Raw genomic sequence first — 9,094 nt, 5'->3', positions numbered from 1 at the left:
CTGGTCTAACGCTTCCGGCCCGCTAGCCCGAGGAGCAGCGCGGTCAGGTTGCCCGCCAGGAAGAACGCCACCGCGCCGAAGCCGAGGGCCATCACGGACGTCAGCGCCGCCCACGCAACGGCCGTATCGACATAACGCAGGCCGAACGCCGCGCACAGCGCGGCGAGCAGCGTCGTGTGCCATCCGTCCAGCTCCAGCCTCTGCGGCCTGGCGAAACCGGGCAGCGCGAGCGAAAGAAACGCCGGATAGAGCACCAGGCAGAAGCCCCCTCCCAGCAGGATCCCCGTCAGGAAGCGCAGGTGGTTCGAGGGCGCGCGCAACCCGGCCCAGAGCGTGGCCACGTCCAGCACGAACGGGACGCAGAGCAGGGCGTGCAGGGCGAGGACCGGGAGGGAGGGAACAAGGCCGGCGCGGCGGCGGCGCAGGAGCATCCACAGGAGCGCCACGCCGAACCCGGTGTAGATTCCGGCGCAGCGGGCATCCCAGGGTACGGGATGCCCGCCGATATAAATCGCACGATCCGGCGTCCAATGCAGGACGTAGTGCCGGAAGGCCTCCGGAAAATCCATCGGCCCCTAGTATCTCTTCAGCTTGCGGACTTCTTCGGACTTTTCCTTCAGGACCTTGATCTCCTGGACGTCCAGGTATCTCCAGACCGTGTCCATCATGGACGGGTAGAGCTTCTTGATCATGTTCGCCACGGCGTCTTCCGCGCCGTTGTAGGTCACGTCGCCTTCCATGAGGCCGTCACGCGTGTAGACCGCCTCGGAGAGGATCTCGCCCTTCTCCTCCAGGCTGTCCACGGGGATGCTCTTGATCCAGATCTTCTCGGACGAAAGGGGCTCGCGCATGATCAGGCGCACCTGGCCGGAGAGCCGCACCGTGACGGGGGTGTGGATCTTTCCGCCCTTGTAGAACGGCTGGCCCTTGCGCGTTTCTTCCGTGATCACGAATTCGGGGGAAAGCGTCAGGTTGGTGTTCTTCTTGTCCGGGTAGGTCATGAGGTCCAGCGTGTCGAAGTTGCCCATGACCGTCATGCCCTTGGCCACGATGATCTTGTCCAGGTCCGTGGAGAAGGACTTCGCCCAGCCCTGGGAGACCTTCTTGTACTTGCGGCTCAGGTAGGCGTCCCCGTCGGGGTAGAAGGGGGAGACGATGGACAGCGTGATCTTCACCGACGCGGGCGGCTTGGTCTCGGGCGGATCGTAGGAGAAGAGGTAGTCGTGCCAGACGGTGGTGGGGCCGTCGTTGCGGGGGGTGGTGGTTTCCGCGCAACCGAGCATGAAGCAGAGCATCATGCCCAGGGCCGCGAAGGTGACCACGGCCGGCACGGCTTTGCCTTGCGGTAGAACGCGCCTTGTCATCCTCTCGATCATCCTGAACTCCTGGCTGTTTATGGTTTTCCCAATATGACGAATATCGTGACCAATCACGCCGTCGATACGGATGACCGCGCGGGAATGCCTCAGCCGGACAGGAAACAGCTATTGCCCACCTGATTCGTATGTCTTTTGGGATCGTTATCGGAAATGCCGCCGGGAGGCAACATCGGCGGACTGGGATTTCTCGGGCGGCCCCCCCCGGCAGGCTTGCGACTTCCCGGGCGGAACGGACCCGGGGCTTCGGCCGCCCTAGGCTAGGCGAAGCACCCCGCCAGCGCGGGATCGTTATCGATCAGCTCGCGCACCTCGGGCAGGCAGTCGCGCAGGGAGAGCACGGTGAAGAAGCCCTCCTTCACCTGCGGGGCCTGGCGCACCGCGTCCAGCCATTCGTCCCTGGAGAAGGGGTCGGCGCGCACGGCGTCCCAGAAGCCGGTTTCCCGAAACAGCCTGTCCACGGTGGCCGCCGTGTCCAGTTCCGGGGCCTCGCGCTCCTGGAGCCTGGCCGTGACGTAGGTGGCCACTCCCACCTGCAACCCGTGGGGCCGGGGCCTGGCCGAGGAAGCGTCCAGGGCGTGGGAGATCAGATGCTCGCCGCCGCTCGCGGGGCGCGACGAGCCGCAGATCTCCATGGCGATGCCGTTCAGCATGAGCGCGGTGCCGAGCAGGGTCATGCCCTGGGCGTCGAAGAGCGGCCGGGCCAGGAACTGGTGCACCGTGGCGTCCGAGAGCAGGGCCGCCAGGTCGTTCACGGGCTCGCCCGCGTTGTGGAAGGCCAGCTTCCAGTCGAACACCGCCGTGAGCTTGGAGGCCAGGTCGCCCACGCCCGAAAGCCAGAGCAGGCGCGGCGCGGCCAGGCAGACCTCCACGTCGATGACCACCCCCTGGGGCAGGGCCGCGGCCAGGGAACGCCGCCTGCCCGCCATGGTCAGGCTCGACTGCGGGCTGCAGAAGCCGTCGTTGGAGAGCGACGTGGGGGCCGCGAAATAGGGCAGCCTGGCCAGGAAGGCCAGGTACTTGGCCATGTCCAGGGCCTTGCCCCCGCCCAGGCCCACCACGGCCGAGACCTTGCCCGGCATCCCGGCGAAGAGCCGGGCTGCGTCCTCGAAGGAGTTCTCGGCCACCTCGGTCCAGGCGGCGGCCTCCACGCCCTCGGCGGCCAGGCCCGAGCGCGCGGCCTCCGCCACGGACGCAGGCAGGCCCAGGCTGGCCAGCACCAGCACCCGCGCGTGGCCGCCCCGGCGCAGGTAGAGGCCCAGGCGGGCCAGGGCTCCGGGCTTGATGCGCACGAGCCCGGGCACGGAAATGAGCGTGGCTCTGGTCATGTCCCTCCTCCCTGGGCGAGAAGCGCCTCGGCCACGTCGGACCAGACGCCGAACCCACGGTAGGTTTCGCCCTCGCGGTCAAGGGCGTGGGCCAGGTCGGCCCGGGCGAAGCGCAGGGCGGGCGGCGTTTGGAGCGCGGCGGGCAGGTCCGCGAAGCCGTCCCCGGCGAAGGCCACCCTGGCCCCCCCTGCCCTGGTGGAAGCGCACGATGGCCGCCTTGTCCACGCCGGTCTCCAGGCAATGGAAGGGCGAATCGAAGGGCTCGCGCATCTCGAGCGATCCCCCTGGCAGCACGTGCACCCCCGGGTTCGCATGCACGTCCACGTCCACCCCGGCCCAGGCCAGCACCTTGCGGATGTACCAGTCGCACCCGGCCGAGGCGACCACCACCTCCCACCCGGCGGCGCGCAGCCTGGCCACGGACCGGGCGAGCCCCGGGTCCGGGCGCATGTCGCGCGCGATGGCCTCGAGCTCGTCCGGCGTGGCGCGCAGGCTGCCGAAGATGCGTTGAAGGGCCGTGAAATGGGTGATCCCGCCCGCGCGGTAGTCCTTCCAGGGCGAGAGCGCCTCCGGCGGCAGCAGGCGCTCGGCCACGAGCTTGTAGAAGTCGTTGGCGGTCATGGTGCCGTCGAAATCGCTGACCAGCACTGCATCAGCCATGGATGGCCCTCCGGTTGCGGTGAGGCGGCCGGGAAGGCCGCCCCGGTTAGATGGCATATCCGGGTCAGCCGTTCAATAACGAGGCAGGGGAAAAATAAGGCCTGCGCCTCCCCGGCGCGTGGCCTGCACGGCCCACGGCGTCATGGGCCTCCAGGCCGCCGTGCAGGGCGGGCTCGGGGTGTCCATGCTGGGGAAGTCGTTCGTTGGGAGGGATTTGTCGGAAGCCCCGGCAACGCTTAAGCTGCCGTCGCTTCCGGACACGGAGGTCGCCGTGTTCGGCGAAGAAGGAGCGCGGGTGGAACTGGCCGGGTGCCTGGCGGGCTTCCTCACCGACGCGCTCGCGCGGGTGGCTTCGGGGGCGGCCCGGCCGCCCTTTGGGCGCAGGCCCTTCAAGGCGTTCGGCTAGCCCGCGCCGTCAAGCGCGCTTTCCAGGTCGGTCAGCGCGAAATCGCCGCCCACGAACAGCAGGCGGCATTGGTGCTCCTTGGCCACTTCGTAGGCGAAGCAGTCCCCGAAGTTGAGCGCCGCCTGGTGCGCGCCCTTGCCCCAGCGTTCATAGGCCTTGGCTATACGCCGCGCCGAGGCGGGCGTAACGTTGACCACCTCGAAGCCGAGCCCGTCGATCAGACGCTCCATTTCACCGCCGACGTTGCGACGCGACGCGACGATCATCGCCTCGGCCACGGTACCCGCCGAGATCAAGAGGGAATCCTCGGCTTCCAGCACGGCGGCGCAGGCGTCCGCTTCCGGCTCGCCCAGCACGATGGCCATCAGCGCCGACGTATCCACCGCGATCATCGCGGCATCCCGTCGTCGCCGTAGAGAAAGTCCTGGCTGCGGGCCGCGCCCGGCCCGACCACGGCTTTCGCCGCGGCAGCGGCGCGGACCTCTTCGAGCAGCTTGCGGCGCGCCTGCCTGCTCGGTACCGGATTGACCGGCACCAGGCGCACGGCCGCATGGCCGTGCCGCGTCAGGATGACCTCATCCCCGGCCTCGGCCCGCCGGACCAGTTCGGTCAACTGCCCCTTGGCCTCAGTTACGGATACCTGCATGGCGCGCTCCCGTCCGGACCTGACTGCGGTCCAATCTCCTCAACCTTTAGACCATCGTCAGGACCATTTCAACAAGTACGTGCCGAGAGGCCCGGTTAGCCCAGGCGCTAGAACCCCGAAGCCCTGCCCTGGCGGGTCTGGCCGCGCAGGTTGAGCCTGCCGTCGCGGAAGCGGCGGATGGTCCGCTCCACTTCCTGCGGGCTCTGGGGCTGCTCGAAGAGTATCTCCACCCGGACCCCGGCCATGCCGTAGGCCTCGATGAGCGAGCGCAGCCCCTCCACGTGCAGGGCGGCCAGGCAGCCGTCCCCGCCGTATTCGCACTCGTGCGGCGGGCAGGCGAAGATGAGCGCGCCCTTCACCCCGGCCAGCAAAAACGACAAGAGCGTCCTGGCCCCGATGCGCCCGGTGCAGCGCACGTCCACGAGCTTCACCCCCTGGGGCAGCTCCACCAGCGAGAGCTGCGGGGTGAGCCGCGCGGCAATGAGCGGCGCGTTCAGGCCCACCGGGGCGGAGGCGGGCTCCGGGGTGCGCGCCAGGTTCAGCTTGCGGCAAAAGAACACCAGGTGCTCCCACTCGCCGCCGGCCGCCTGTGCGGCCAGGTCCGCGAACTTCTCCTGGCTGATGGCTGCGCTGGCGCACACCGAGCCGCAGCGCCCGCAGTGGATGCAGGAGGATTCGTCCAGGTGCGGCTCGCGGTGCAGGCCGCTGCCCTCCCCGGCCACGCGCTCCACGGTGATGGCCCCCCTGGGGCAGACCTCGCCGCACAGGCCGCAGCCGTGGCAGAGCTTGAAATCGTGGATGAGGCGGTCCATGTCCATGGACAGCGAAGGCGGTGACACGCGGTTCATGCCTGGCTCCTTCCTTGCCCGGCCCGGGCGCTTTTATCGTTTCCGCGAGGCTTGCCGCACGGCGGCTGGCAGAGCCTCAAGATGGCGCGCTTGAGCGGCGGTATCGCCCTGCTGACCGCGAGGCTCAATCCCTGCTCCATGGCCTCGGGGATATGCTCGCCCTGCACGGTGAGCACGCGCACGTCGCATCCCAGGCGGACGCGCGCGGCCTCCAACAGCTCCGGCGTGGGGGCCTGGTGCAGGCTCAGGGCTGTGCCGCAAAGCCCCTCGGCCCCGCCCTTGGGCGCGGGCTCAAGCCTGGCTTCCTCGATGCTGCCCGGCTCGCGGCCGGGCTCCATCACCGCGTCCACCAGCACGATGCGCCTGGGCGACGCGCCGGAGAGCAAGAGGTCCGCAAGCAGCGAGCGGATGGACGTGCCCGCGTCCACGAAGGCCGCGTGCTTCTCGCCCGCGTGTTCCCGGGCCAGCTCGCCCACGGCGGCCGGGGCCACCCCGTCGTCCCCGAAGAGGGTGTTGCCGCAGCCGAACACCACCACGGGCGCGTTGAACATGGCCGACCAGTCCACGCTAGTCCCTCCTCAAGGTGTCCAGGAGTTCGCCCCCGGGGCCGAGCACGCGCACGGTCATGTCGACACCGCCGTCCAGGCGGTGCGTGGCGCAGCTCATTCACGGGTCGTAGGCGCGCAGGCACATCTCCACGGTGTTCAAGAGGCCCTGGTCGTAGCGCCCGCCCTTGATGGCGGTCCTGGCGGCCTGCCTGATGGAGAGGTTCATTCCCGCGTTGTTGTGCGTGGTCCCGGCCAGGAGGTTGGCCGCCGTGACCATGCCCTGGTGGTCGGTCTTGAGGTGGTAGATCAGGCTGCCGCGCGGGGCCTCCACGCAGCCCACGCCCTCGCCCGCGCGGGGCGCGATGGGCTGGGTGCGGATGTCGCGGCCCGTGATCGCGGGGTCCTCCAAAAGCTCCAGGGCGCGCTCGCAGCAGTAGACCAGCTCGATGAGCCTGGCCCAGTGGTAGAGGAACGTCAGGTGCGCCGGGCGGCCGAACTCGCGCCTGAAGATCTCGAGCTCGCCCTGGGCCAGGGGCGTGGCCATGGCCTCGCAGACGTTGACGCGCGCCAGGCAGTTGGTGCGGTACACGCCCACGGGCGCGGCCTCGTCCATTACGAGCCGCCCGGCTTTGCGCATGTAGGGGAACTTCAGGTACGTCCAGGGTTCCACCTTTTCGGCCAGGTGCGCGAGGTAGTCCGCCGGGGCGAACTCCTCCACGCAGCCGTCCTGGTCCATGAGCCGGAACACGCCGTCGTGCAGGGCCAGGTTGCCCGTGGCCGGGTCCACCAGGCCCAGGTAGGCGCTGGGGTATTCGCCCAGCTCCCTGAACAGGGGTACGTACTTGGGAAATATCTGCTCCCTGGCCAGCTTGATGCTCGAAAGGCTGAACTCCAGGGCCTCGCGAGCGAGCGCCGTGAACTCGCGGCGCTCCTCCTCGGAGAGGTGCTTGGAGAACCCGCCCACCAGCACGGCCACGGGGTGGATCACCTTGCCCGCGAAGCGCTCCAGGGCCATCTGGGTGCGGTAGCGCATGAGCGCGGCCTGCTTGGCCAGGTTCGGCGCGGCCCCGGCGAGCCCGGCCACGTTGCGCGCGGCCGGGTCAGCGTCCGGGCCAAGGACGAAGTCCGGCGCGCAGAGAAAGTAGAAGTGCAGGATCTTGTCCGGGATGGTGGCCATCATCTGGCACAGCTCGCGCAGCTTGGAGGCCGTGGGCGTGGGCGCGACGCCCAGGCAGGCCTCGGCCGCCTTGGTGGAGGCCAGGTGGTGCTGCCAGGGGCAGATGCCGCAGATACGCGTGACGATGCGCGGCACCTCCTCCACGGGGCGGCCCATGACGAACTTCTCGAAGCCGCGCAGGCTCATGACGGTCATGCGGGCGTCGGCCACGTCGCCCGCGTCGTCGAGCTGGATGTCCAGGGCCGCGTGCCCCTCGATGCGCGTGAGCGGCGCGATGCGGATGGTTTCAGCCACTTCTCTTACTCCTGTGTCTTGCGCGAAAGAATCCGCGCGCCGTCGAAACGGGAAAGATAGCCCGGCTTGTCCGGCATGGCCGCGTAATTGAGGCCAACAGCCGTGAGCGCGCCCACGTAGTCCACGCAGGGCACGCCGTCCTCGGCCACCGGGCCGTAGCAGCCCCGGCAGGGCACCTTGGCGCTTATGCAGCGCGGCACGCCCTCGTGGCCGCCGCAGCCACGGCGCGTCACCGGCCCCAGGCACATGAAGCCCTGCTCCAGCAGGCACTGCATGCCCTCCGGCCCCTTGAGCGGGTCGTGAAAGGGTTGCTCCAGCATGCGCTTGAGGCCTCCGCCGGTGTTGGTCCCGGTGCGGAAGGTGGGGCAGCCGTCGCACACGGAGCGCCCGGGCAGTTCGGGAGCGCGCCCCGCCAGAAGCGCGGTGATGGCCTCGGCGATCCAGTCCGGGTGCGGGGGGCAGCCGGGCAGGGCCAGGTCCACCTTCACGTGGGCGTCCAGGGCCGTGCAGGAATCAAGGCTCGCCGGGATGTGGTGGGCCTTCGTGTCCGGGTCCGGGCCCGGCACGGTGGAGGGTTGGCCCCTGTAGACCAGCTCGCGCACGCCGGCCATGCCGTAGAGGTTGGTCAGTGCCGGGATGCCGCCCTTGGTGGCGCAGGTGCCGAGAGCTATGAGCACGTCGGTCTTGGCGCGCATCTCATGGAGCACTTCCAGGTGCTCCTCGTTCTGCACGCCGCTGGACACGATGCCCACCCGGGCCTTGGGGATGGTGAGCTTGGAGCGCTCGCCCAGCTGGCCATAATACTTGTGGTCGGCGAGCACGGGGATGTGCACGAAGTCGAGCTCCGGCAGCAGGTCAAGAAGCGCCTCTCCCAGGTTCAGGATGGCGATCTCGCAGCCCGAGCAGGAATTGAGCCATTCTCCAGCGATGGTTACCACGTCGGAAACACCTCTCCCGTCGCCGCCGGTGAAAGCGGATTGAGATGGCAAAACACGTCCCCTCGCGCCGGGTTGGCGCGTTCGGAAGCCTTGGATGCCTTTTATGGTGTCGCGGACCGCTTCCTTTGCCCATTCGCCCCTACGGGCCCGCCCGGCCCGATGCGATGGAAGCGGCTTTTGCAATGGGAGAGGCTGATAGCTGCTTCAGGAAGCCATGGCAAGAATCAATCCGATTATGTTGTTATTTTCACAAATGGCGAAATAAATAGGGAAACAAAGCACAACGCCAACACGCCGGATTCGTGTGCGATCGCTGCCGAAAGAGCGCCGTGCCCTCGCCCCCTCGACATCCCCCCTCCGGCCCTGCTAGCTTCGCGCAAACCCGAAGGAGCCCAGGATGATAGACGTAAGCAGGGCCAGGGACGCCGTATCCGCGTTCCAACGGCTTCTGGACGACACCCCTTCCGGCGTGGCCCACGTGCGCGTGGCCCCCGACGCCTGGACACTCGCGGAGATCGTCGGCCACATGATCGACTCCGCCTCCAACAATCACCAACGATTCGCCCGGCTGCGCCAGGGCGACCTGGACCCTTTCCCGGCCTACGAGGCCCAGGCCTGGGTGGACGCCCAGCGCCACGACGGCTGCCCCTTCGCCACGCTGTGCGCGCTCTGGACGAGCTTCAACGCCTTCCTGCTGCGCCTGGTCGAGACCACTCCCGAGGCCGCCCTCGGCAACGTCTGGGCCTCCCCCGGCGGCCCCGAGACCCTGGAGCACCTGGTCAACGGCTACTTCGAGCACATGGAACGCCACGCCACGCACTACTCCGGCCGCCTGGCCGAGGTCCTGGCAGAGCGCGCCTGAAGACACGGAGA

The 9,094-nt window shown here is 68.8% G+C and carries 12 protein-coding genes; 2 read left to right on the top strand and 10 right to left on the bottom strand.

The genetic code is table 11. From position 1 onward, the window contains the following. Positions 1 to 5 precede the first annotated feature (5 nt). The 4 genes from ACZ5V4_RS10255 to ACZ5V4_RS10240 all read right to left on the bottom strand — a co-directional run bounded on the left by ACZ5V4_RS10255 (position 6) and on the right by ACZ5V4_RS10240 (position 3,364). Entirely contained in the window at positions 6 to 569 is a 564-nt protein-coding gene (locus ACZ5V4_RS10255) for a DUF2085 domain-containing protein (RefSeq protein ID WP_464314758.1), read from the bottom strand. Between the two features lie 6 nt (positions 570 to 575). Continuing rightward, positions 576 to 1,331 carry a hypothetical protein gene (locus tag ACZ5V4_RS10250; RefSeq protein ID WP_464314757.1) on the bottom strand — a complete coding sequence of 252 codons (756 nt, stop codon included), beginning with the start codon at positions 1,329 to 1,331 and terminating at the stop codon, positions 576 to 578. A 305-nt stretch (positions 1,332 to 1,636) separates the two neighbouring features. Continuing rightward, entirely contained in the window at positions 1,637 to 2,704 is a 1,068-nt protein-coding gene (locus tag ACZ5V4_RS10245) for an iron-containing alcohol dehydrogenase family protein (RefSeq protein ID WP_464314756.1), read from the bottom strand. Between the two features lie 78 nt (positions 2,705 to 2,782). Next, complete coding sequence (locus ACZ5V4_RS10240; protein ID WP_464314755.1) at positions 2,783 to 3,364, bottom strand: HAD-IB family phosphatase; 582 nt, start codon at positions 3,362 to 3,364, stop codon at positions 2,783 to 2,785. Between the two features lie 118 nt (positions 3,365 to 3,482). On the opposite strand from ACZ5V4_RS10240, the gene ACZ5V4_RS10235 reads away from it, so the two are divergent. Continuing rightward, the gene (locus tag ACZ5V4_RS10235) at positions 3,483 to 3,770 is read left to right on the top strand and encodes a hypothetical protein (RefSeq protein WP_464314754.1); all 288 of its coding nucleotides are present in this window, start codon (positions 3,483 to 3,485) and stop codon (positions 3,768 to 3,770) included. Here the strand turns inward: ACZ5V4_RS10235 and ACZ5V4_RS10230 are convergent. From ACZ5V4_RS10230 to ACZ5V4_RS10205, 6 genes are all read right to left on the bottom strand, one after another. Continuing rightward, positions 3,767 to 4,162 (bottom strand): type II toxin-antitoxin system VapC family toxin, encoded by a 396-nt coding sequence (locus ACZ5V4_RS10230; RefSeq protein WP_464314753.1) that lies wholly within the window; start codon positions 4,160 to 4,162, stop codon positions 3,767 to 3,769. The two genes, ACZ5V4_RS10235 and ACZ5V4_RS10230, sit on opposite strands and share 4 nt — an antisense overlap. Continuing rightward, positions 4,159 to 4,416, bottom strand: a complete 258-nt coding sequence (locus ACZ5V4_RS10225) for a type II toxin-antitoxin system Phd/YefM family antitoxin (RefSeq protein ID WP_464314752.1) — start codon at positions 4,414 to 4,416, stop codon at positions 4,159 to 4,161. Before ACZ5V4_RS10225 ends, ACZ5V4_RS10230 begins: the two co-directional genes overlap by 4 nt. 107 nt (positions 4,417 to 4,523) lie before the next feature. Then, positions 4,524 to 5,264 (bottom strand): hydrogenase iron-sulfur subunit, encoded by a 741-nt coding sequence (locus ACZ5V4_RS10220; RefSeq protein WP_464314751.1) that lies wholly within the window; start codon positions 5,262 to 5,264, stop codon positions 4,524 to 4,526. After that, positions 5,261 to 5,830, bottom strand: a complete 570-nt coding sequence (locus ACZ5V4_RS10215; RefSeq protein WP_464314750.1) for a hydrogenase maturation protease — start codon at positions 5,828 to 5,830, stop codon at positions 5,261 to 5,263. Before ACZ5V4_RS10215 ends, ACZ5V4_RS10220 begins: the two co-directional genes overlap by 4 nt. 100 nt (positions 5,831 to 5,930) lie before the next feature. Continuing rightward, on the bottom strand, positions 5,931 to 7,283 hold the full coding sequence (locus tag ACZ5V4_RS10210; protein WP_464314749.1) for a Ni/Fe hydrogenase subunit alpha: 1,353 nt from the start codon (positions 7,281 to 7,283) through the stop codon (positions 5,931 to 5,933). Between the two features lie 5 nt (positions 7,284 to 7,288). Continuing rightward, on the bottom strand, positions 7,289 to 8,221 hold the full coding sequence (locus ACZ5V4_RS10205) for an NADH-quinone oxidoreductase subunit B family protein (protein WP_464314748.1): 933 nt from the start codon (positions 8,219 to 8,221) through the stop codon (positions 7,289 to 7,291). A 397-nt stretch (positions 8,222 to 8,618) separates the two neighbouring features. Between ACZ5V4_RS10205 and ACZ5V4_RS10200 the strand changes: the two genes are divergently transcribed. Beyond that, the gene (locus ACZ5V4_RS10200; RefSeq protein WP_464314747.1) at positions 8,619 to 9,083 is read left to right on the top strand and encodes a DinB family protein; all 465 of its coding nucleotides are present in this window, start codon (positions 8,619 to 8,621) and stop codon (positions 9,081 to 9,083) included. Positions 9,084 to 9,094: the final 11 nt, after the last annotated feature.

The organism is Fundidesulfovibrio sp. YSD1, from assembly GCF_055397115.1.
This window is presented reverse-complemented; position numbering and strand designations above follow the sequence as displayed.

Bases quoted from the DNA above. Each gene is read 5' to 3' on its own strand.
- ACZ5V4_RS10200 (WP_464314747.1), top strand. From the start codon at position 8,619: ATGATAGACGTAAGCAGGGCCAGGGACGCCGTATCCGCGTTCCAACGG.
- ACZ5V4_RS10225 (WP_464314752.1), bottom strand. From the start codon at position 4,416: ATGCAGGTATCCGTAACTGAGGCCAAGGGGCAGTTGACCGAACTGGTC.
- ACZ5V4_RS10220 (WP_464314751.1), bottom strand. From the start codon at position 5,264: ATGAACCGCGTGTCACCGCCTTCGCTGTCCATGGACATGGACCGCCTC.
- ACZ5V4_RS10255 (WP_464314758.1), bottom strand. From the start codon at position 569: ATGGATTTTCCGGAGGCCTTCCGGCACTACGTCCTGCATTGGACGCCG.
- ACZ5V4_RS10245 (WP_464314756.1), bottom strand. From the start codon at position 2,704: ATGACCAGAGCCACGCTCATTTCCGTGCCCGGGCTCGTGCGCATCAAG.
- ACZ5V4_RS10230 (WP_464314753.1), bottom strand. From the start codon at position 4,162: ATGATCGCGGTGGATACGTCGGCGCTGATGGCCATCGTGCTGGGCGAG.
- ACZ5V4_RS10240 (WP_464314755.1), bottom strand. From the start codon at position 3,364: ATGGCTGATGCAGTGCTGGTCAGCGATTTCGACGGCACCATGACCGCC.